This window comes from Agrobacterium larrymoorei, assembly GCF_030819275.1.
Taxonomy (GTDB): Bacteria; Pseudomonadota; Alphaproteobacteria; order Rhizobiales; family Rhizobiaceae; genus Agrobacterium; species Agrobacterium larrymoorei_B.
In genome coordinates this window covers 1,816,686-1,837,131 of sequence record NZ_JAUTBL010000001.1, presented here as the reverse complement: position 1 = coordinate 1,837,131, position 20,446 = coordinate 1,816,686, and the positions used below count along the sequence as shown (strand labels likewise).

Sequence of the window (20,446 nt, the reverse complement as noted above, 5' to 3'; positions counted from 1 at the left end):
TGGGATGAGCGGCTTTCTCACCACCTTCTTCAATCTGGATGTGATGCTTCGCTATCTCCCAGATGTGCTGTCGGGCATGCTGGTCGCCGCCGGTCTCGGTGTAGCAGTGGTCTTTACCGGTCTGTTGCTGGGGCTCCTTCTCGCCTGCGTCAGGACCTATCGAATATGGTTCTGGAACGTGTTGATCATCTGTTTTGCCGATATCTTCCGCGCTCTGCCACCACTCGTCCTGATCCTCCTGCTCTACTTCGGCCTGCCAGGCGTCGGTCTCAGTCTGTCCGGGCCTATGGTGCTATTCGTCGTTTTGTCCCTTACTCTTGCAGCCTTCGCCGAAGAGATCTTCTGGGCTGGATTTCTGTCGGTCGAGCGTGGGCAATGGGAAGCGGGAATCTCCACCGGGCTCGGTGTCTTCGGGACGTTGTATTACGTCGCGCTGCCGCAGGCCGTACGGCTTGCCATTCCGCCGCTTGTCAACCGCGTGCTTGCCATCACGAAGATGACGGCTCTCGGCTCCGTCATCGGCGTCGAGGAGGTGCTTTCGGCGGCAACCACCGCGCAGAGCTTTTCAGGAAGTGCGACTCCGCTGTCGCTGGCAGCCATCGCCTACCTCATTCTCTTCCTGCCGCTTGCAGTGGCCGCGCGCCTGTTTGAGCGCCGTCGCGATAAGAGCCAGGGGCGATAATCATGCAGAACCTTCTGGATCAGTTCTTCAACCTCACGATCATGGCGAAGTCTCTACCGCTGATGCTTTCGGGACTATGGATGACGGCCAAACTCTGCGCCGCAGTCATTCTGCTCGGTCTCATAGGCGGTCTACTGCTGTCGCTTGCCAATCTCAGCCCAAGACGCTGGTTGCGTTTGCCCGCTCTGGTCCTGACCGATATCTTTCGTGCGCTGCCGCCGCTTGTCCTGTTGATCTTCATCTATTCCGGGCTGCCTTTCGCAGGCATCGAAATTTCACCTTTTACGGCGGTCGTGCTCGCATTTCTGCTGAATAATTCCGCCTATTATGCAGAGGTTTATCGGGCGGGCATTCTTTCCGTCAGTAAGGGCCAGTGGGAGGCGGCGCGGTCCACCGGTCTCAGTCAGATGCAGACGCTGACAAGCGTGGTGCTGCCCCAGGCGGCGCGTAATGTTCTACCCGATCTCCTGTCGAACACGGTAGAGGTGGTCAAGCTCACCTCGCTTGCCTCCGTCGTCTCCCTTTCGGAGCTTCTTTACACCGCCAACATGGCGCGGTCGATTACATACAACGCCTCGCCGCTGGTGCTGGCGGCTCTCATATACCTCGTCATTCTGTGGCCCGTTGTCCGGCTGGTCAGCCGTTTTCAACGCCGCCTCGCAGCGTGATGGGCAACATCAAGGAAGGAACATTCTCATGACGCGATTGATCATTGCCGGCGCTCAGCTCGGCGCCATTCAAAAAAGTGATAGCCGGGCCGTTGTAGTTGCCCGCATGGTGGAACTCTTGGAACAGGCCGCAGCGCGTGGTGCCGAAATGATCGTCTATCCCGAACTCGCGTTGACCACGTTTTTTCCCCGCTGGTACATGCCTGATTGGAAAGAAGTGGATACATGGTTCGAAACCGAGATGCCCAATGCCGCCACCATGGCGCTGTTCGAGCGTGCCCGCGACCTCGGTGTCGCGATGACATTCGGTTACGCCGAGCTGACACCGGAGGGGCGTCGTTTCAACACCTCGATCGTCACCAACCGGAAGGGCGAGATTATCGGCAAATATCGCAAGGTGCACCTGCCAGGCCATGACGAATATGACCCAGAGCGCGCTTTCCAGCATCTGGAAAAACGCTACTTCGAACCGGGCGATCTCGGCTTCAATGTCTGGCGCAATGAGGGTGTTATCATGGGCATGGCGATTTGCAACGATCGCCGCTGGCCGGAAACCTATCGCTGCATGGGCCTGCAGGGCGTAGAATTGATCACCATCGGTTACAACACGCCTTCGGTGAACAGTCAGATGAGCGCCGAAGGCGTGGAAAAGCGCCTGTTTCACTCGGATCTCTCGCTGCAGGCGGGGGCCTATCAGAATGCGACCTACGTGGTTGGCATCGCGAAAGCCGGCATGGAAGACGGACATCCGCTGATGGGTGGCTCGATCATAGTCGATCCGGACGGATTCGTTCTGGCACGGGCCGAAACGGAAGAAGATGAGTTGATCCTGGCTGACTGCGATTTCGCCAAATGCGCCTTTGGCAAATCGACGATCTTCGACTTTGCCCGTCATCGGCGGATCGAGCACTATGACCGCATCACGTCACAGACGGGTGCCATCGTTTCGGTTTGAGCAGCAGGAAAGCATGATGCACTACGATACGGTAATTTCGGGCGGCACGGTCGTCACGCCAAATGAGACATTCAAGGCGGACGTTGGCATAGCCGACGGCAAGATCGTTGCTGTTGCGGAAAAAATTTCGGGCGGAGAGCGGCGGATCGATGCGGGTGGCCGTCTGGTTTTGCCGGGCGGTATCGAGGCGCATTGTCACATTGCGCAGGAAAGCTCCTCCGGGATCATGACGGCGGATGATTATTATTCCGGTTCCGTCTCCGCGGCCTTTGGCGGAAATTCCTGCTTTGTGCCTTTTGCCGCGCAGCACCGTGGTCAGTCGATCGCCGAGGTTATCGCCACCTATGACGGACGGGCCGTCCCCAATTCCGTCATCGACTACTCCTACCACCTCATCATCTCCGATCCGTCGCCTGCCGTTCTCGACGAGTTACCGGGGGTTTTCGGCAGAGGGATCACCTCCTTCAAGGTCTTCATGACCTATGATCTGATGAATATCGGCGACGGTGGAATGCTGGACATTCTGACCATGGCGAAGACCCATGGTGCGCTCACCATGGTTCATGCGGAAAACAATGACATGGTGAAGTGGATGAACCGGCGCTTTGCGCAGGCGGGCCTCACGGGACCCAAATATCATGCGCTGAGCAGGCCGGAACTGGCAGAGGAAGAAGCGATCAACCGCGCCATTTCGCTTGCCAAGCTCGTGGATGCAGCACTCTTCATCGTTCACGTTTCCACACAAGGCGGTGCGGATATCGTCAGGCGGGAGAAATTCGCTGGCGCGAAAATCTTCGCCGAAACATGCCCGCAATATCTTGCTCTGACCCGGGCTGACCTTGACCGGCCCGGTATGGACGGCGCCAAATATATCTGCTCGCCGCCTTTGCGTGATCGTGAAACGCAGGAGAGACTTTGGCAACACATAAGGGCCGGGACATTCGAAAGCGTCTCGTCCGATCACGCACCCTACAGGGCCGACGCGTCCGGCAAATTCCTCAACGGGATGGATGCGCCCTATCCGAAAATTGCCAATGGCATGCCAGGTATTGCCATGCGGCTTCCCTATCTCTTTTCGGAAGGCGTTAGTAAAGGAAGGATCACGCTTGGCGATTTCGTCAAACTGTCCAGTTCGAATGCCGCAAGGGTTTTCGGCCTGTCGCAGAAGGGCGCGATCTTGCCAGGCTTCGATGCCGATATCGCGATCTGGAATCCGGACGAGAGCCGCAAGGTAACGCTGGAGATGCAGCACGACAATATGGACTACACCCCCTTCGAGGGAATGGATATCCAAGGCTGGCCGGAACTCGTGATGAACCATGGCCGGGTGATTGTGGAAAAGGGCGTTCTAAAGGCAGACCGAGGCGAAGGCCGGTTCATCGCAAGACAGCCTGTCGACACGGGCGCTATGCCCGGTCATCGTGCGGTAGAGTTTGAGGTCGCAGCGCGATATAGCCATGAGGTGGCACCCTGAATGGATGAGAACGCGCAAAAAATTCTGGTGATCAATCCCAACAGTTCTGAAAGCGTAACGGATGGCTTGAGAATGGCGCTTTCTGGTTTTACCCGTATTGGTGGTCCAACCATAGAATGCGTTACCATCGCGCATGCGCCGCCAGGCATCATCACGCAGCGTCACGTGGACGAAGCAGCGCTTCACACGGCGGCGGTGATCGAATCCCGTCCTGATGCTGCGGCCTATATTCTGGCATGCTACTCGCAGCCCGGACTGGACCTCGCCCGATCCATCACCCGCATGCCGGTTTACGGCATTCAGGATGCTGGCGTCCTTCATGCCTTGGCACTCGCCGATATGTTCGGCGTCATCGCGGTATCAGAGGGCTCTATCCCGCGCCACTTGCGCAATCTCCGCCGGCTCGGTGTCGATCAACGTCTAGCGGGCGAAATTGCGCTGGAGGGGTCTATCAGTGTTGCCGATAGCGGCCATGGGGAGGAGAGCTACGAGCTCCTTCTCCGCGCTGCCCGCAAATTGAAAGCGCTGGGTGCCGGCGCAATCGTGCTGGGTTGCGCCGGCATGTCCGGCCATCGCACGAGACTGGAAGCGGAGATCGGTTGCCCGATTATCGATCCCACCCAGGCAGCCGTCGCCATGGCGTTCGGTACGCTAATGGCGGGAACGGCATGATCGACCCTGGCAAATCCGATCTCTCGCTTCGCCTCCTGGAAATCTTTGATGCGATCATGCGGTGTGGAACCACGGTCGAGGCCGCCGAGCAGCTCGGCATCTCCCAACCAGCAGTCTCCAACGGTATTCGCCAACTGGAAACGCAAACGGGGCGTCACCCTGTTTGAGCGTCTGCATCGACGTCTTCAGCCAACGGAAGAGGCGGTCGCGCTGCATGAAGATATCAAGCCGGTTTTCAGTCTGCTGAGAGGTTTTGCCTCGCGTGCACAGGATATGCGCCAGGGTGTCTCGGGGCGACTGCGGGTGATTTCCACCCCGCCACTGGGACATACTGTTGCTCCACTGGCTATGAGGCGGTTTCTCAAGGAGCGTAAAGATGTCTCCATCGCCTATGATGTCCGCCGGTTGGAGCATGTTGTGGACGCTGTTCAGAGCGGCAATGCAGATATTGGACTTGCACTTGCCCTGGAACGACATCCTGCGGTCAATGTCGAGGTTCTGGCACGCACCCATATGGTTGCGGTCGTCCCCAGGACTGAGGAAACGACCGATACTGTCGTCAATGCCGAAACACTCGCGAAGCACGACTTCGTCGGGCTTGAAGTTGACTCGACCCTTGGTCGCCTCGTCCGCGCCGCCTTCGAACGTGACGGCGTCGCATACAAGCCACGCGTTGAAGTTCGCTATTGCTCGACGGCGGCTGTTCTTGCGCGTGCCGGTATCGGCTCTGCGGTCATCGATCCCTATACGGCGGCATTCAATGCCGGCCTCGGTCTCGTCGAGTGTGATTTTCTACCACCGATCGAGCTTGCGGCAGTTCTAATAACCCGCAAGGGCGTACCTCGCTCGCGCCTCCAACACGCTTTCATTTCGGAAATGCGCAAAGCGCTGACGGATTTCGCAGTGGGCGGCATGCCGGCGATCTTCGGAACACGCTAGCGCTGCACGAGCCGACCGAGCTTATCAAGCACGAGCAGCTCGTCTGGATGCAGACGCTGCGCGGTGTTGCTTCCGCGTCCGCCCAAACGGCAGGCGAAAGAACCACGACCTGATCCGCGCACTCAAAACCACACCCGAAACACGACCATGGAAGATGCCGGTCCGAAGAACACAGGCTGCAATTCGGCGACCGTCCGGAAATGGACCGTTCGCCTCCGTGATTCGACACCTCCTATGAGGTATGTTAGGGTTCACTATCGTTCGCTTACGACCATGGGCGCGGGCGGCTGGGAGTCAACCGCTCTTGCCCCAGCTGGAAAAGATATATGGTAGACATTCCCTATACTCATCCGCAAAACCAGCTGCTGACACTTCTACCCGCACGTTCGAGGCGTCGTCTTTTTGCTGAGCTTGAAAGCGTTTCGCTTCCGAAAGATTATCGGATTGCCTGCCGGGGCCAGACCCTAGACGATGTATATTTTCTCAACTCCGGCATCATCTCCGTTCAGGTTCCGTCTGCTAAGTCCGATACGTTCGCCGTCGGCATGATCGGATATGAAGGGCTTGCCCCCTGGGCCTTGGCATACCCAACAGCATGCAGTGCTTTTGACATGGTTATGCACCTTCCAGGCGACGGTTTCAGAATGAAGTTGAGCAACTTCCTGAGTGCTGTCGAGGAAGATTCTGTCGTTGCCGACGTCGTTAGGCGCTTCTCCTTGGCATTTCAGATACAAATGGCCTACGCGGCCCAGTCGAATGCTGTGGACATGATTGACGTCCGTTTGGCTCGGTGGTTACTGATGTGCCGAGACCGAGTTTGGCACAACGAGATCAAAGTAACCCACGAAAATCTCGGGCAAATATTGGCTCTTCGTCGCCCGAGTATCACCACGGCTTTCCATAGCTTGGAAGAAAAACATCTGGTCCACGCCTCAAGGGGCATTGTGACGATCCGTGATCGTAGGGCTCTCAAGGACTTCGCTCAGCAGTCTTATGGTGCACCTGAACGGGAATATTTCAGTCTCTTCAATGACTATCTGGTTGGCGAAGGCGAACGTTTTTCCTCCGAGTACCAGCCCTCGACGTTCCGTAGAAGCGCTCGTAAAGGAGACGTAGGCGGAGCCTGACAGTGCGCTGAGCCGTCACGCCCAATGACCCTATAAGCCTTGGTGCGATGAGAGCCCTTCCCACGTCTATGATCCTATAGTTTTCGCTCCAGTCGCCCGGCCAGCCGAACGCAGGGCAGCAGGATGGCGAGATACATGATGGCTGCTAGCATCAGCGGCGTGGTGTTGTAGGTAACGGATCGAATGTTGCCTGCGACGTAGAGCAATTCTCCCACGCCGACAATGGCCGCGAGCGATGTGCTCTTCATCACCTCGATGCTGTTGGACGCAAGGTCGGGAAGAACATTCCTCACGGCCTGGGGCAGCACGACGTAGCGCATAGCGTCGACGGTTGTCAGTCCTGTCGACCGCGCCGCTTCGAGCTGGCCCGAAGAAACAGAGCCGAGGCCAGCTCTGAAGATCTCGCAGAAATAGGCAGAGTTGTTCAGGAGAAGCGCGATGATGACACAGGCCATCGCTGGCAGCCTTACACCCAGAAAGGGAAGACCCGAGAAGGTCAGGATGATCAGCACCAACGGTGGCAAAGCACGAAATATATTGATCCACCCGCGGATAAAAATCCGCATCGCCGGATTGCGCGGATTGGATGCAAGTGCCAGCGAAAGGCCGAACACCATGCCGAGCGGCGCTAGCAACAAGGTCAGGCTGAGCGTGATGAGTAATCCCTTCAACAGATAAGGAAGCGCCTGTACCATCACGTCCGTGTTGAAGAATTGCTCGATAAAACCATTCATCAACGCGCACCCCAAACCATACGTTTTTCCAGTCTTCCGGCCAGTGCCATGACCGGCATGAAAATGATGAGGTAACCTATTGCCGCAAGGATAAGCGGCGTGGCGTTACCGGAAAAGGAGAGCGCCGTCTGCGCCTCATTCAGCAGTTCCGGCATGCCGATTGCCGTGCCGAGCGCCGTGTTCTTGGTGATGCTAATGGCGCGGTTGGTCAACGGCGGAACACACATCTTCATCGCCTGCGGCAGGATGACGTAACGAAACGTGTCAGCATTGGTCAGCCCGGTGGAGCGTGCCGCCTCCCACTGGCCTTTTCCGATGGAAGCAATCCCGGCCCAGAAGATTTCCTCGCAGAACGCGGCAAGTATCGCGGTCAGCGTCAACCAGAGCACCCAATAGGCGGAGAGTGTGATCCCCAGACTCGGTAAACCGAAATACATCAGAAGAACCACTGCAAGCGGCGGAGCGGCGCGAAAACAATCCACCCATAGGCGCAGCAACATTACGACATATCGATGCGACATCAGCCGCACGATAGCGAGTGCCAGGCCGAGCGAGAGGCCCGACACCACGATGACGACGGAAAGTGAAAGCGTCACCCAAAGTCCGGCCAAGAGGTCCGGCAGATATTGAACGGCCACGTCGACATTGAAGAAAAGAGCGATCAGTCCGTGCAGATCCATGGGGCTCAGTGCCCCTGCGACAGGAATTGGCAGGCACGGCTGTCTGGCCCCTTGGCCAGAAGCTCTCCCGGTGCACCAAGCTCGATGATCTCCCCCGCCTCCATGAAGGCGACGCGATCGGCCGCCTCCCTGGCAAAACGCATTTCATGGCTGACCACCAGCATGGTCATGCCTTCGGCCTTCATTTCCCGCATGGCCTGCAAAACTTCCCCTACCAATTGAGGGTCGAGTGCCGAGGTCGGCTCATCCAGAAGCATCACGCCTGGTCCGAGGGCTAGCGCACGGGCAATCGCCACGCGCTGTTGCTGGCCGCCTGATAGTTGTGAAGGATAGTGGGTGAGACGTGCGCCCAATCCCATCCGCTTCAACTCGCGGTGTGCGATCTCGCGCGCTTCCTCCGTGGACTTGCCTTGAACCCGTCGTAATGCCAGCATGACGTTTTCCTCAGCCGTCATGTGCGGGTAGAGGTTGAAAGACTGGAAGACCATGCCGATGCGCTGGCGCATCAGATTGATATCCGTCTTCGGCGACATGATGTTGACGCCATCCACCATGATGGCGCCATCGCTTGGCTCCTCAAGTCGGTTACAACACCGAAGGAGCGTCGACTTCCCGGAACCGGAAGGCCCGATCAGAAACACCAACTCACCACGTGTGATACGCAGATTGATGTTCCTCAGGACGTCTACGCCATGGAAGGACTTGTAGAGCGCCTGAATGTCGAGCATGGGCTGCATGATCGTTTTCGACATGAGATGCGGACCTTCTTCCCGGAAACGTCTTACTTGCAGGCGAGGTCGTGGGGTGTTGCGTCGTAATTGCCGAGACCGACAGGTCCGATGCCTGGCTGTGGCGTGACCTCCAGAGATCCAGCGGCAGGGGCAGTACCCAGCCATTTCTCGTAGAGCTTGGCCGCGGTGCCATCGGCCTTGATGCATTCGATGGCGCGATCGAGCTGCGCGCGAAGTTCTGGAGATGCCTTTGGTACAGGGTAGGAGTAATACTGTCCGGTCTCCACTCTCAAATCGGAAACCTTGAGAGCGGGCGACTTTTTGGCGATGGTGTAGCCGGTGGCAACCCCAACCAGGGCAGCATCGGCACGACCGGCCTGCACGGCCTGTGCCGCATCGCTGAGCGACCCGTAGGATTCCACGGTCCAGCCGTAGTCACCCGCCTTTTCGCGCGCCCATTTCTCGTAAGCGTTGCCCTTGTTCGTCGCGATCGTCTTGCCCTTGAACTGAGCGTAGTCGGTCACCTGATCGCCGCGTGCGGGAATGAGGAAAGCGAGATCCGCCGACCATATGCCTTCGGTCAGAAGGAAGGCGTCCGACCGTTCCTTCGTCGCGGTGAACGGTACGGAAAGCATATCATAGGTGCCCGCCTGAAGCGCTGGGACGAGGGCAGAGAAAGCCATGGCGTCGAGGGTGATTTCACGACCAATGCGCTTGGAAATTTCCTGGGTCATATCCACCGTCAGACCTTCGATGCTGCCATCGAGCTTGGGCTGAGCATAGGGAGGCGCATTGCCATCCAGCGCGCTTTTGATCGGGCTCTCAGCGAAAGAAGGCGCGGCAGAGAGTGTCATTGCGACGACGATGGCGAGTCGGTTCAAAGCTTTCATGATGTTCCCCTTTTTGGTTGTTGAAAGCAGTCTAGTGGATCGAATGAAAATTTCAAATGGTTGTTTTATTCACTTGTTTTATTTTTTTGCTGCGCACAAAAGCCTATTCCAGGTCCCGTCGCGGTCCGTAAAGCGGCTGAAATGTCTTGTCGTCAATGCGCGCCACTTTGCGGCCGCTCGCCAACGCATCGGCAAGGTTGGCTGCCGCGCGATCAAGATTTTCGCCGGTCGGCGGCGCCTCACCGCAGCCGCGCCAGATAACACTCACAGCGATACGAAGGTTGTCGATTGGATCTGTCATTGTGCGGTACCCTGTCGCAGGTGAAGAGCGATCATATGCGCCGGATCGGCGCGGCGCGGCGACGGATTGAAATGGTGCTGAAGCATGGATGCCGCAGCGAGGAGAACTGCTTCCTTTCGAAATCCAGAAGCCAGCTGAACAGCAACCGGCAAGCCTTCCTGATTGATGGTTGCTGGCAGGGACAGTGCCGGATGCCCAGTCAGCGAAAAAGGACTTCCGGCCGACCCCGTGGTGAAATCCGTCACCGCGGCTTGATCGTCCACCCGCGGGGCGGCGCGCGAGGTCATTGGCAGAAGCATCACGTCCACCTCGCCGAAAACGCTGTCCGTGGCGGCAACGAGTGCGCGCCGCTGACGCAAGGCCGCAAGATAATCGGCAGCGCGCATATACATGCCGACTTCCAGTTTCTCGCGCAGAGAACGGCCCATAAGATCTCGATGTTCGAGATAATCCCGCTCATGAATAGAAAAGCTTTCACTGCGGTTGATGGGGACGCTGATCGCCCTGTAATCGGCAGCCGGTATGGGCAGCGCAATCTCCCTGACATCGGCGCCGGCTGCCCGCAACGCTTCCGCAGCCTCGTCGAGAGCGGCGAGAATGGTAGGATCCATCGAGCCGTGATCTGCGCCGAGCGTGCGTACGAAACCGACTTTCAATCGTGACGCTCTGGCGTTGAGCGCACCCGCCAGGGGCTCTGCCTCGGCATCAAGGCTGACCGGATCTTCTGGGTCGTATCCCGCTATGGCGTCATAGACGAGCGCTGAATCCTCCACGGTCAGCGTAATCGGGCCCGGAGTATCGAAGCTCCAGCAGTTGGGCATGATGCCGTGGCGGCTGATACGACCAAAAGTAGGCTTGAAGCCGACGACGCCACAGGCGGCAGCAGGAAGACGAACGGAGCCGCCCGTATCGGTGCCAATCGCGAAAAGAGCGGTCCCCGCTGCAACGGAGGCCCCAGAGCCACTGGAGGAACCGCCAGTATAATGGGCCGGATTCCACGGATTGCGGGCAGCAGGCACAGGAAGATCTTCATAAACCGCGCCCGTCCCAGTGCCATATTCCCAGGTGTTGAGTTTTCCGACGAGGACAGCGCCCACCGCCTGGAGCCGGGACACCAAGGTCGCATTGATGGATGGATCATGCTTTTGCGGGACGCGTGAACCGGCGGTCGTTTCCAGCCCGCGAGTATAGATATTGTCCTTCACCGCAAAGGGTATGCCATCGAGCGGCCCGAGACGCCGTTTGCGCCCTGCCCGTTCCGCTGCTGCCTGGGCCGCCTGCCGGGCCGCAGCGCGGTCATGACGCAAATAGGAATGGATGATTGGGTCCAAGTTGTCGATGCGCGCGAGCACTGCCTCGAGAAGTGTAACTGGGGACAGAAGGCCTGCGTCGATCTGGCGCGACGCATCCGCCACACTTAAACTTGCAGGGCAGAGCGCAGCGGCGTCATGGCTGGTCTCGATCGCGGTCGTGGAGTGGGTGCTTGTTCTGACTTCTGGCATAGAACGTTCAACTTTTCTGGATATAGATGCGGTGACGGCTGACAACCGCACCATCGGCAGGATGCAGGCGAAGAAAGAGCAGACCGGAAATGGCGGTCAGCCCTGCAACGACAAACATCGCGGAGGACATTGCCTGTGACGGAACGGTGAAACCCGCGTTCTGGAATTGCACCACGAGAACAGCGGCGACAGAAATGCCGAGCCCCATCGACAATTGCTGCCCTACGCCGCCAAGAGCGGTGCTGGCGCTCTGGCGTTCGCTCGGGATTTCGGCAAACAGCAATGTGTTGACGGTGTTGAATTGCAGCGAGCGGCACAGGCCGAAGCCAAACACCAGCACCCCGATTGCCACCGTGGGGGTTTGCTGCCCGACAGACGCAAGGATCGCCGCTATTGCACCGCCAAGCAGCGCGTTGACGGACAAAGTTGTCCGAAAGCCGAAGGCGGCAAGAACGCGACGCATCAACGGTTTGAACACCAGGGCTCCGGCGGCGACGATAAAGACGATCCAGCCGGCACGGGCCGCAGACCAGCCGAAACCGAGTTGCAGTTGCAATTGCAGCAGAAAGGGCAAGGCATTGAGGCCAAGTCGCGAAAGACCGCCAGCGAAAAAGCCGACGCGAAACAGAGGAAGTCTCAGCAGTGTCAGATCAAGTGCCGGACGCTGCCGACGGTGTGAGTGCCACAGGAATGCCACGGCCATAACGGGGACGGCTGCGAAGAGCGTGGCGATGGCAGGAACGGGCAGGAAGACATGCACCAATTGGTCGAGGAGAAGCTGCGCCGCGCCCAGACAAACGGCGCAATAGACGAAGCCAGCGACATCGAAGGAACCGGGCGGATTGGGTCTGTCCGGCGGCAACATGCGTGCAGCAAGAATAAGACCCGCAATTCCGAATGGCATCTTTACGAGAAATATCCACGGCCAACTCGCATAGGTGACGATATAACCGCCCACCAGCGGACCGAGAACGGGACCGACGAGAGCCGGCATGGACATCCACCCGATTGCTGCGGCGAGTTCTTCCTTGCGCACCGAACGGATCAACAGGAGGCGCCCAACGGGGGTCATCAAAGCGCCGGCGACAGCCTGCAGGATCCGCATGCCCACCAGCATTTCAAGCGAAACGGACAGAGCGGCGCCAATTGACGCCACCATGAAACCGGCCATGGCCCAAAGGAATATCCGCTTTGCACCGAAGCGATCGGCAAGCCAGCCGCTGGCCGGGATCATGGCTGCGAGCGCAACGAGATAAAGGGAAATCGCCAGATTGATCCGCAGTGGTTCAACCCCGAAATCGGCGGCCATGGCAGGGATAGCCGGCACGATGATCGTGCTGTCCAGCGTCTCCATCAGAAAGGCGACCGAAATCGACAGGGAAAGCAGCAATAGGCTACCTTCCCCGCTCGGGCGGGGTTGTTGCGACATGGCTAATCTCTACGACGGGCTGTTAGGGTGTAAGGCCGTCGGTTGCGGCAATGATCTCAGGAACCCCAACGGAAACGGTTCCGTCGAGAGCGAATAGGGCATCGAGAATACGTTCAAAGGCGGCAGCGCGATAAGGCTGGCCCATCAACCAAGGCGAAACATTCAGCGTCAGCAGACGGCCATGGCCGCTGTCGCGCGCCTCATTCCACAGACGCCTGGCGGCTGCGATGAAGCTCTCCTCCACATCGGCAAGATTCTGCTTACGCAGCATGATCATTTCGCGGTCTGAGAGTTCCATCGTCGCTGGCAGCGAGATGATGCTGCCAGCTCCGGTCTCGAACAGATAAGGCGCCTGATCATTCGCCCAGTCGGCCATGGCTTTCAGACCCGCTTCGAGAAGCAGCCGCGGCGTTCGCGTGGATTGCGACCAGGATGGCGAGTGCCATGCAATGGGTGACACACCAAAACCCGCAAAGATCGCGAGAGCTTCGGCAATCATCGCCCGCTCTTCGTCTTCCGCCAGCCCTTCGTGATGAATCGCACCAGCATCGAGACCTGCGGCGACCACATCGAAGCCGTCATCCAGGATAGATCGCATGAGGATGGGATAACGCTTCGCGAGACGGGCATTGACGAGCATGGAAGCCGAAAGCCCCCTCGCCTTCAAGGCGTCCATCATCCGGTAAATGCCGACACGGTTCCCATAGTCACGCTGCGTGTAGGTCTCGCTATCCGGCCAGGGCCGGTTCGGAGCACCGACCGGCAGAAACGGCTTACCGCTGATATTCAAGGGAAACCATTCGACCGCGATCTGCAGCCATACACCCAGCCTGGCACCGTTCTGCCAGGTCAGACGTTTTTCACTCCAGGTGTCGCGAAAGCCGTAGAAATCGTGGTCCATTTGGTTGTCACGGCGCAGTGGAGTTTCGAGATAGCTGGGACCAGTGGGAAGAATCATCCGCGCGCTCCCTCAACAGCAGCGAGCCAATCGCTCACCACGTCATAGTGACGATCATAGTACCAGTCAGCAATCTCACGGCCTGTGGGATACCAGACCCTATCGTGCGACTTCACATAATCGAGAAATGCCGCGAAAGCATCGATGCGGTGCGCCTGACCCAAGACGAAAGGATGAATGGCAAAGCACATGACGCGTGGATTTTCGGCGCCTTCGGCATATAGGCGGTCAAACTGCGCCTTGAGGGAGGCAAGGATTTCGGCCACCGACATATTGTGCCAGTGTGCCATCGGCGTGTCGTTCATCTCGATCGAATAGGGTATCGAGATCAGCTTACCGGTCTTGAGCTTCAGCGGGCGGCATAGGCTGTTCGTCGTGAAAATAGTCCAGCGTGTAGCGCACACCTTCCTGCGCAAGGATTTCCTGCGTTTCCAGATCGGGTGTGATCGCCGGGGTCAGCCAGCCATCCAGTGTCTGCCCCACCCTGGCCAGCGTTTCGCGGCTGTCTATGATGACGTGACGCTGCTCTTCCGGGCTCATGCCGTAAAAGTAGCGGCTATTATAGACTCCGTGACTGAAAAGCTCCCAGCCGAGATCGTTACAGCGCTTGATGATGTCGGGAAAGTGGTCGCACACTGCAACAGACAGCGATACCGAGCCCCGGATGTTTCGCTTCGCCATCTCGTCAGAGATCCGCCTGAAGCCAATCCGGTTGCCGAAATCGCGAACGGAATAGTTCAGTACGTCAGGCATCACCCGCGGCCATGGATGCCGGTTCGGGTTGACGGGCGGCATCCATTCATAATGTTCGATGTTCGGAGCGACCCAGAAGGCAAGTTGCGCATCGCCAGGCATTCCGAGATGGGGTCTGCCGCGTATCGGTGCATAAACATAGTCGCCCGTATCGACCGGGCGCTCCTGACCCGCGCTCTGCATCAGCATCATCCACCGCCTAAAACAGATAATTCAAACATCTGTTTTAATCGTTATCTTCAAACAAAAGGTAGTGCAAGCAGTTTTTTTTAGTTAGACCTGATCGGCACGGAGGTAGCGAGGCATGGAATTTATCAACGATCCCGAAGGGGAAGAGGACGGAGCCCAGAGGCGCAACCTGACGCGCCAGACCATACTGAGCGCGGCGAAGGAACTGGTGGCGCGCAAGGGGCCGAACGGAACGACTGTGCGCGATATCACCGCTGCGTCCGGCGCAAATGGAGCGGCGGTCAATTACTACTTCCAGTCCAAGGATGCGCTGGTACGCTTGGCTACGCAGGAGATTACCGGCGATGTCAACCGCGAGAGACTGGCGCAACTCGATAAGCTCGAAAAGGCAGCAAATGGCCAGCCGCTTCAGCCACGCCAGATTCTCGAAGCTTTGATCGAGCCTATTCTGACGGTCTCACGGTCACAGGATGGCGGTAGCCTTTATGTGCGAAATATTTTCCAGATGCGCGTCGATGCGCGAGCCGGGTACGACGCATTCGGGTTGAACGAGCATGTCGCCCGTCGCTTTATCGATGCGATCTGCCGAACCTTTCCTCGCTATTCGAGAGACGAGGCGATCTGGCAGTATGAATTCGCGCGCGGTTCTGCGATCCATATGCTGGCCAATCTCGACCCGGTTTCCAGGCGTTTTGAGCTTCTCTCACTTGAAAATAACCAGAAGCTGCCGCCCCTTCCAGCCTATGCGCTTGACGAGAGCCAAGTGAAAAGGATCATCGATATCATCCTAAAAGGGTTCGGACAGGACTGAGGGATATTGACGGCGCCATACCGTCAGCACCCTGGCCGCGAGAATCTTGAGAAGCGAAGATCAAGGTCGGCGTCAAACGCATCCAGATTAAGGCAGACGAAAGGTACGTCGCCCGTCCTCTGCTGCCTGCCTTCGCCCTATCGATGATCCTCTTATGGCCAGTATCATCACGACGGGCGCAACGCTGACCGAACTCGCCGAGACATTCGCCACCACTCACGAAGCTTTGAGAGAGTAAGGACGTCTTTTGCCAACCGGCAGGATTGTCGCCTTGATCGACCAACTGACTATGCAAACCCGATGGCGAAAGTAGCAGCCTCTCCTGACGAGCGACGATGAGTGTGACTACGGACGGATAAACGACCCGTTATAATCGGCAGATTGCTGCAACCTTCCGGGGAATTTAATGTCCGGTAGACGTTGCAAAGGAATATTCAGTGCCCAAGCCCACCCTCGCAAAAAGCCGGCTGCCGTCGCTTACTCTGATTACGATAGGTTTTATGCTTGTCTGCCTCCTCGTCGGAGCCGCAATCGTATTCAATGTTGTCAACGATAAGGTTCGGAGCTTTCAGGAGTTGAGCCTACGCACCGCTGTCGAAACACGAGCCCGAGGGGTGCAGACGGCTTTTGCCGCCTCCCTCTACAGAGAATGGGCCAACCTCGAAATCCTGGCGAAATCGCTTTCCGTCACCGAACCGGCGAACATCCAGGACAACCTCTCGACACTCGTCGGCACAGGCCAGATCATCTCCTGGGCTGGGTATGCAGGGAGTGACGGACGCGTCCAAGTGGCATCGAATGGTCTTCTTAGAGGAGAAGACGTCTCTACTCGTCCATGGTTTCAGCAAGGTCTCCAGGGGGATTTTGCGGGTGACGCCCATGAAGCGGTACTCCTTGCGTCAAAGCTCCCTGCCTTGGAGAACGGGGAACCCCTGAGATTTCTTGACATGGCCAAACCCATTGCAGGTGCTGACCAAACTGTGGTTGGCGTTCTTGGCCTCCATCTCAATCTGGAATGGGCTAAAACCTACGTGGAGGAGTTGAGCAACGCGCTTAACGTTGGCGTGTTTATTGTGAACCCGGAGGGTACCGCCGTGATATCCTCTGAGGAGCAGAGCATCCTCAACCTGGATCTGCCAAGCCTCGGAAGAGCGAGAACCGGGGCGACGGGTGTCAGCCTGGAAGTTTGGCCCGATGGAAAAAACTATTTCGTCGCAACGCTGCCTGAGGCCAGCTATCGTACCCTCCCCAAGTTTGGATGGTCGATCGTCGCAAGGATCGATGCGAATGCGATTAGCGAGCCAGCGAGCAGCTTCTCCAGCCAGCTCCTTTTCAACCTCGCCATGCTCTGCCTGTTTCTTCTTGTCCTGACATCGCTGTTCATCATTTCCTTCATTCGTCCATTCCATCATCTCGCCAACAGTGCGAAGGCCGTCGCCGACGGAGAGGACGTCTACCCCTATGAGAGCTACAGAACCTCCGAGCTTGCAACCATCGGCTCGGCGATCTCAAGGATGCAGGCAAACATGGACCGGCCCGACGACACAGACAAGGCAAAGCAGCCTATGGACGGGCAAGACGGGCGGTAGCATCCTTCAGGATCGCCGACAGCCTTGTGGAGGTGACGCTTGGAACGGCGCCTTGCGCATAGAGGCGTTTTAGCAGGATCTGATACTGTGTCTCTGCAAGACCGAGAGAAACGACGACGCCGTCGTCCGCTTGCTCGAGAACGGTCGCCTCGAAATCCCCTATCCCGTTGATCTTCATGATGATCTTTGTGGCGACATTCGCATTCAAGCCCCGCAGTCGGGCCGTTTCCTGCGTCAGATCCGTCATCCACACACGTTTCAGCTTGCCGCCTAGGTTGATCACCACGCGCTCGGGACGGTCCGCATAATGTTTCTCCAATCTCGGGAGCTCTATGCAGACTGCTAAGGTGACTGCAAGGATGACGAGATTATAGACGGTCCAGAACAGGATGATGACCTTGCCGTCACCTGCATCGTTAAACGCAAAACGGTCGGACATGAGTCCTATCAATATGCCGATGATGGTGAGCGAGGTCAGAATAATGAATGGCCGCATGAGCCTCCACTGCACAACGACCTTGGTCCGGTCTCCCCCCTTTGCCGTGACGCTGAAAGGGTGCCCCTTGGGCTTTATCAAGCCCACAATAGCGGCACGCGATATGGGGATCGCACCCAGCAACTGGCTGACATCGTTGACGATCGGTATGACCATCCCCGATGAGATGAAGTTCAGCACAAACAGAATCCAGACCATATATGTGCCGAAGTAGCTGATGACCTCCGGGACGGAGGCATTGACCACCGTCACGTTGAAGAACCAGTAAAGGAGAGGGAATGTCATCGACGCGATACGGAAGGTGAATGTCGTCAGCCAGAAAAAAACGGAATCCAGCACGCTCCAACGATCTCGCAGACGCAGGTTGTTGGATGCAAACGGGCCTAGTCTGCCACGTGCGATCTGCATCAGCCCCAGGCACCATCGCGCGCGCTGCGTAACATATTCCTTCAGTCCTTCTGGAGCCAGGCCCTCGGTCAATGCTTCGTTGAGATAAACCGTCCGATAGCCGTGCTCCTGCAACTGCAGTGTCAGCATAAAGTCTTCCGTAATGCTGTCCGTAGGGAAGCCGCCAGCCGCCTGCACGGCCTTCCACCGGATCACCGAGGACGTTCCGCAACAAAAAGCAATTCCCCACGCGTCGCGGCTCGGCTGAAGGTGATCGAAGAAAAAACGCTGCTCGTCTGGGTAGGAACGGCTCAATCCTAAATTATGCTGAATGGGATCCGGGTTGAAGAAGTGCTGAGGCGTTTGCACAAGTCCCACCGCATCATCATGGAAAAGGGCAAGCGCTCGTGAGATGAAGTCCGTATGCGGAACAAAGTCCGCGTCCAGCACCGCGATGAAATCCGGTGGGGCATCGTCTCTCGCCAAAACGTCGAGGGCATGATTGATGTTGCCGGCCTTGGAACCCTTATTGTCTGGTCTGCGGAGATACCGGACATCATGCTCCTGGCAGAAATCGCGCAGCCAGTCTCGGCGCCCATCGTCCAGAACGAGCACCTGAACGTCTGGGTGATCGCTGGCTTTTGCACCGACAATCGTCCTTTCCAGAACGGTTTGATCCTCGTTATAAGTGGCAATCATGACAGCCACTTTGGGAGGGGGCGCAGGCACCCACCACGACCTGTGCCGCTCAACTTCAGAAGAACGCTCACTCGTTCGCGTCAAGATCGTGAAGGCGCTCAATGAAGAGAGGACGGACAAAGCTTCCAGCGCGAAGAAGGACCAGCTGAAAAGACAGTCGAATGTCCAACCGAACGGTGCGAGAGTCGCAGTGCCTCGCCACCAGATGTATCGCACGGCGAGCACCATTCCGATGCCGAACAGAACCGTCCTGTGTGTCCAGTTTTTGCTGTAGAGCAAATGCGGCAGGAGAAGAGCAAATCCCATTGCGAGGGCAATGTGGGCGAAACTCGACTGGAGCTCACTGAGATAGAAGAACGTCTCCACGTGTTAGCCCCACCATCCTCTCAGCCAATCGAAGGCGCGGTTCTCGAAAAACACCCTGCCCGTGCGCCCGGCAAGACACCGGAGGTTGGGATCGCTGCGTAGAGCGGGAACATCGAGGGCGACGTCATAACGCTGCAGGTGACGCTGGCTCGGAGCGATCGCCATGTTCTCATAAATCGTGGCGGCCCCAGAACCGGCGAGACGTATGACCGATCCTTCGAGAACCACCCGGCTGCGGCTAAGACGAAAGGTCGCAGGGGCGCCCACCCTTAAAGTGTTGTAGACGCTCTCCGATACCGACAGCGTCACGATTGCGGAGTCGCAGTCGATCAGGCGCAGGAGGTCTTGTCCACGTTGCACGGTTTCACCCGACGCTGAGAGATACTCCCACAATGCACCATTGACATTGGCCACGAGGTTCGAGGCCGATAGTCTGTTCACGCGGAGGCGTTCGTTTGCAATTCGCTCGGACACCGCCGTCAGCGCGAGCTTTTTCGACTCAAGCTGCGCTTTCAGTTCCAGGCGTTGCACGTCAATCTCCGATATTCTCTGCTCGGAATATGGGGCGTCGTTAAAACCGTCACCGAGGAAAACGCCGCGATCTGCCGCTTTGCGGGCAACAAGAATTTCCGCCGCCTGAGCCTTTGCGCTTGCAACCTCAAGATTGGATACTTCAGCCAGTGACTGAGCCTGTTCAAGGGACTGTGCGGTCGATATGCCCTGCCCACTCAGCCGCGAGGAGCGCTCGCGGCTGAGTTCGGCGTACCTGAGACGAGCTTCCGCCGCCGCTCGCGTCGATTCAGCCGACTGGGCCTGCGCTTCAAGCTGACGCTTTCGCTCCTCGCTGTAGATCGCCGCACGGGTCTGCAACAACTTGATGGACTGATCGAAAGAAGCAATGACGGATTGAAGCCTTGCAATCTCTGCCTGAACGTCTGCCTGCTCCAATTCAAGATCAAGCAGACGGATACTGTCCACCAGCGGATCCTCAATCGCGCCAAGAGGATCACCTTGTGAGACTTGAGCGCCGAGAGGTCTTGAAATCAGGTCTATTTTTCCGGCTATGGGAGCGCGGCTGGTGGTGAGCCGCGCATTAATGAACGCATTGGCACTGGCGCCGCTTAGCTGCTCTCCCAACACGACATAAAGAGCTCCGCAGATCAATAACAATCCGAGCCCGATCTTGATCGCCTTCATCTTTCCTCCATCTGCGCGAGACAATCGTATGTCTGTAGGCACACCTCCCAACACGAACCATGCACGCTCGTACCTGTAGCCGGAGGCTTGTGAATTCTCGCGTTTACCAGATATCCAACTACGTGAGACGCAAGATGGCCAAGACGAAAACTAGCCCCCAAAAAGCTGGCCCAAGACCCTCAATCCACCACGCGGAAAAGATGCCGTTTATACCTGC

General features: G+C 57.6%; 22 protein-coding genes. 10 read left to right on the top strand and 12 right to left on the bottom strand.

Going from position 1 to position 20,446, the window contains the following annotated elements; translation table 11 throughout:
• Nucleotides 1-4 precede the first annotated feature (4 nt).
• The 8 genes from QE408_RS08360 (at nt 5) to QE408_RS08325 (ending at nt 6,517) form a co-directional block, all read left to right on the top strand.
• Entirely contained in the window at nt 5-682 is a 678-nt protein-coding gene (locus QE408_RS08360; protein ID WP_306930056.1) for an amino acid ABC transporter permease, read from the top strand.
• Between the two features lie 2 nt (nt 683-684).
• Nucleotides 685-1,350, top strand: a complete 666-nt coding sequence (locus QE408_RS08355) for an amino acid ABC transporter permease (RefSeq protein ID WP_306930054.1) — start codon at nt 685-687, stop codon at nt 1,348-1,350.
• Between the two features lie 28 nt (nt 1,351-1,378).
• On the top strand, nt 1,379-2,305 hold the full coding sequence (locus QE408_RS08350; RefSeq protein WP_306930051.1) for an N-carbamoyl-D-amino-acid hydrolase: 927 nt from the start codon (nt 1,379-1,381) through the stop codon (nt 2,303-2,305).
• Nucleotides 2,306-2,318: 13 nt separating this feature from the next.
• Nucleotides 2,319-3,779, top strand: a complete 1,461-nt coding sequence (gene hydA, locus QE408_RS08345) for a dihydropyrimidinase (protein ID WP_306930049.1) — start codon at nt 2,319-2,321, stop codon at nt 3,777-3,779.
• Entirely contained in the window at nt 3,780-4,451 is a 672-nt protein-coding gene (locus QE408_RS08340; RefSeq protein ID WP_306930048.1) for an aspartate/glutamate racemase family protein, read from the top strand.
• Complete coding sequence (locus QE408_RS08335) at nt 4,448-4,618, top strand: helix-turn-helix domain-containing protein (protein WP_306930046.1); 171 nt, start codon at nt 4,448-4,450, stop codon at nt 4,616-4,618. The genes QE408_RS08340 and QE408_RS08335 overlap by 4 nt, the downstream gene beginning before the upstream one ends.
• A gap of 106 nt (nt 4,619-4,724) precedes the next feature.
• A complete protein-coding gene (locus QE408_RS08330; protein WP_306930044.1) occupies nt 4,725-5,390 on the top strand; it encodes a LysR substrate-binding domain-containing protein in 666 nt (221 codons plus the stop codon).
• Nucleotides 5,391-5,716: 326 nt separating this feature from the next.
• The gene (locus tag QE408_RS08325; RefSeq protein WP_306930042.1) at nt 5,717-6,517 is read left to right on the top strand and encodes a Crp/Fnr family transcriptional regulator; all 801 of its coding nucleotides are present in this window, start codon (nt 5,717-5,719) and stop codon (nt 6,515-6,517) included.
• Between the two features lie 74 nt (nt 6,518-6,591).
• Here QE408_RS08325 and QE408_RS08320 read toward each other — a convergent pair whose 3' ends face one another.
• From QE408_RS08320 to QE408_RS08275, 10 genes are all read right to left on the bottom strand, one after another.
• Nucleotides 6,592-7,251, bottom strand: coding sequence for an amino acid ABC transporter permease (locus QE408_RS08320; protein ID WP_306930041.1), 660 nt, complete (start codon nt 7,249-7,251; stop codon nt 6,592-6,594).
• On the bottom strand, nt 7,251-7,931 hold the full coding sequence (locus QE408_RS08315; protein WP_306930037.1) for an amino acid ABC transporter permease: 681 nt from the start codon (nt 7,929-7,931) through the stop codon (nt 7,251-7,253). Before QE408_RS08315 ends, QE408_RS08320 begins: the two co-directional genes overlap by 1 nt.
• A gap of 5 nt (nt 7,932-7,936) precedes the next feature.
• The gene (locus QE408_RS08310) at nt 7,937-8,683 is read right to left on the bottom strand and encodes an amino acid ABC transporter ATP-binding protein (protein WP_306930036.1); all 747 of its coding nucleotides are present in this window, start codon (nt 8,681-8,683) and stop codon (nt 7,937-7,939) included.
• Between the two features lie 29 nt (nt 8,684-8,712).
• Entirely contained in the window at nt 8,713-9,552 is an 840-nt protein-coding gene (locus QE408_RS08305; protein ID WP_306930034.1) for a transporter substrate-binding domain-containing protein, read from the bottom strand.
• A 103-nt stretch (nt 9,553-9,655) separates the two neighbouring features.
• Nucleotides 9,656-9,853, bottom strand: coding sequence for a hypothetical protein (locus tag QE408_RS08300; RefSeq protein ID WP_306930032.1), 198 nt, complete (start codon nt 9,851-9,853; stop codon nt 9,656-9,658).
• Nucleotides 9,850-11,355, bottom strand: coding sequence for an amidase (locus QE408_RS08295; RefSeq protein ID WP_306930031.1), 1,506 nt, complete (start codon nt 11,353-11,355; stop codon nt 9,850-9,852). Before QE408_RS08295 ends, QE408_RS08300 begins: the two co-directional genes overlap by 4 nt.
• Before the next feature lie 7 nt (nt 11,356-11,362).
• Entirely contained in the window at nt 11,363-12,784 is a 1,422-nt protein-coding gene (locus tag QE408_RS08290; protein WP_306930030.1) for an MFS transporter, read from the bottom strand.
• Nucleotides 12,785-12,806: 22 nt separating this feature from the next.
• A complete protein-coding gene (locus QE408_RS08285; protein WP_306930029.1) occupies nt 12,807-13,742 on the bottom strand; it encodes a hypothetical protein in 936 nt (311 codons plus the stop codon).
• Entirely contained in the window at nt 13,739-14,032 is a 294-nt protein-coding gene (locus tag QE408_RS08280; RefSeq protein ID WP_306930028.1) for a hypothetical protein, read from the bottom strand. The genes QE408_RS08285 and QE408_RS08280 overlap by 4 nt, the downstream gene beginning before the upstream one ends.
• A 43-nt stretch (nt 14,033-14,075) precedes the next feature.
• The gene (locus QE408_RS08275) at nt 14,076-14,678 is read right to left on the bottom strand and encodes a hypothetical protein (protein ID WP_306930026.1); all 603 of its coding nucleotides are present in this window, start codon (nt 14,676-14,678) and stop codon (nt 14,076-14,078) included.
• A 121-nt stretch (nt 14,679-14,799) separates the two neighbouring features.
• On the opposite strand from QE408_RS08275, the gene QE408_RS08270 reads away from it, so the two are divergent.
• Nucleotides 14,800-15,495 carry a TetR/AcrR family transcriptional regulator gene (locus QE408_RS08270; protein WP_306930024.1) on the top strand — a complete coding sequence of 232 codons (696 nt, stop codon included), beginning with the start codon at nt 14,800-14,802 and terminating at the stop codon, nt 15,493-15,495.
• Between the two features lie 437 nt (nt 15,496-15,932).
• The gene (locus tag QE408_RS08265; RefSeq protein WP_306930022.1) at nt 15,933-17,084 is read left to right on the top strand and encodes a cache domain-containing protein; all 1,152 of its coding nucleotides are present in this window, start codon (nt 15,933-15,935) and stop codon (nt 17,082-17,084) included.
• Here QE408_RS08265 and QE408_RS08260 read toward each other — a convergent pair.
• Nucleotides 17,059-19,032 (bottom strand): glycosyltransferase, encoded by a 1,974-nt coding sequence (locus QE408_RS08260; RefSeq protein WP_306930020.1) that lies wholly within the window; start codon nt 19,030-19,032, stop codon nt 17,059-17,061. The two genes, QE408_RS08265 and QE408_RS08260, sit on opposite strands and share 26 nt — an antisense overlap.
• A 3-nt stretch (nt 19,033-19,035) precedes the next feature.
• Nucleotides 19,036-20,229 (bottom strand): HlyD family secretion protein, encoded by a 1,194-nt coding sequence (locus tag QE408_RS08255; RefSeq protein ID WP_306930019.1) that lies wholly within the window; start codon nt 20,227-20,229, stop codon nt 19,036-19,038.
• Between the last annotated feature and the right edge of the window lie 217 nt (nt 20,230-20,446).

What these genes read in the sequence shown, in the direction of transcription:
- QE408_RS08360 (WP_306930056.1), top strand. Translation starts at nt 5, where the DNA reads ATGAGCGGCTTTCTCACCACCTTCTTCAATCTGGATGTGATGCTTCGC.
- QE408_RS08355 (WP_306930054.1), top strand. Translation starts at nt 685, where the DNA reads ATGCAGAACCTTCTGGATCAGTTCTTCAACCTCACGATCATGGCGAAG.
- QE408_RS08350 (WP_306930051.1), top strand. Translation starts at nt 1,379, where the DNA reads ATGACGCGATTGATCATTGCCGGCGCTCAGCTCGGCGCCATTCAAAAA.
- hydA (WP_306930049.1), top strand. Translation starts at nt 2,319, where the DNA reads ATGATGCACTACGATACGGTAATTTCGGGCGGCACGGTCGTCACGCCA.
- QE408_RS08340 (WP_306930048.1), top strand. Translation starts at nt 3,780, where the DNA reads ATGGATGAGAACGCGCAAAAAATTCTGGTGATCAATCCCAACAGTTCT.
- QE408_RS08335 (WP_306930046.1), top strand. Translation starts at nt 4,448, where the DNA reads ATGATCGACCCTGGCAAATCCGATCTCTCGCTTCGCCTCCTGGAAATC.
- QE408_RS08330 (WP_306930044.1), top strand. Translation starts at nt 4,725, where the DNA reads ATGCGCCAGGGTGTCTCGGGGCGACTGCGGGTGATTTCCACCCCGCCA.
- QE408_RS08325 (WP_306930042.1), top strand. Translation starts at nt 5,717, where the DNA reads ATGGTAGACATTCCCTATACTCATCCGCAAAACCAGCTGCTGACACTT.
- QE408_RS08320 (WP_306930041.1), bottom strand. Translation starts at nt 7,251, where the DNA reads ATGAATGGTTTTATCGAGCAATTCTTCAACACGGACGTGATGGTACAG.
- QE408_RS08315 (WP_306930037.1), bottom strand. Translation starts at nt 7,931, where the DNA reads ATGGATCTGCACGGACTGATCGCTCTTTTCTTCAATGTCGACGTGGCC.
- QE408_RS08310 (WP_306930036.1), bottom strand. Translation starts at nt 8,683, where the DNA reads ATGTCGAAAACGATCATGCAGCCCATGCTCGACATTCAGGCGCTCTAC.
- QE408_RS08305 (WP_306930034.1), bottom strand. Translation starts at nt 9,552, where the DNA reads ATGAAAGCTTTGAACCGACTCGCCATCGTCGTCGCAATGACACTCTCT.
- QE408_RS08300 (WP_306930032.1), bottom strand. Translation starts at nt 9,853, where the DNA reads ATGACAGATCCAATCGACAACCTTCGTATCGCTGTGAGTGTTATCTGG.
- QE408_RS08295 (WP_306930031.1), bottom strand. Translation starts at nt 11,355, where the DNA reads ATGCCAGAAGTCAGAACAAGCACCCACTCCACGACCGCGATCGAGACC.
- QE408_RS08290 (WP_306930030.1), bottom strand. Translation starts at nt 12,784, where the DNA reads ATGTCGCAACAACCCCGCCCGAGCGGGGAAGGTAGCCTATTGCTGCTT.
- QE408_RS08285 (WP_306930029.1), bottom strand. Translation starts at nt 13,742, where the DNA reads ATGATTCTTCCCACTGGTCCCAGCTATCTCGAAACTCCACTGCGCCGT.
- QE408_RS08280 (WP_306930028.1), bottom strand. Translation starts at nt 14,032, where the DNA reads ATGGCACACTGGCACAATATGTCGGTGGCCGAAATCCTTGCCTCCCTC.
- QE408_RS08275 (WP_306930026.1), bottom strand. Translation starts at nt 14,678, where the DNA reads ATGCAGAGCGCGGGTCAGGAGCGCCCGGTCGATACGGGCGACTATGTT.
- QE408_RS08270 (WP_306930024.1), top strand. Translation starts at nt 14,800, where the DNA reads ATGGAATTTATCAACGATCCCGAAGGGGAAGAGGACGGAGCCCAGAGG.
- QE408_RS08255 (WP_306930019.1), bottom strand. Translation starts at nt 20,229, where the DNA reads ATGAAGGCGATCAAGATCGGGCTCGGATTGTTATTGATCTGCGGAGCT.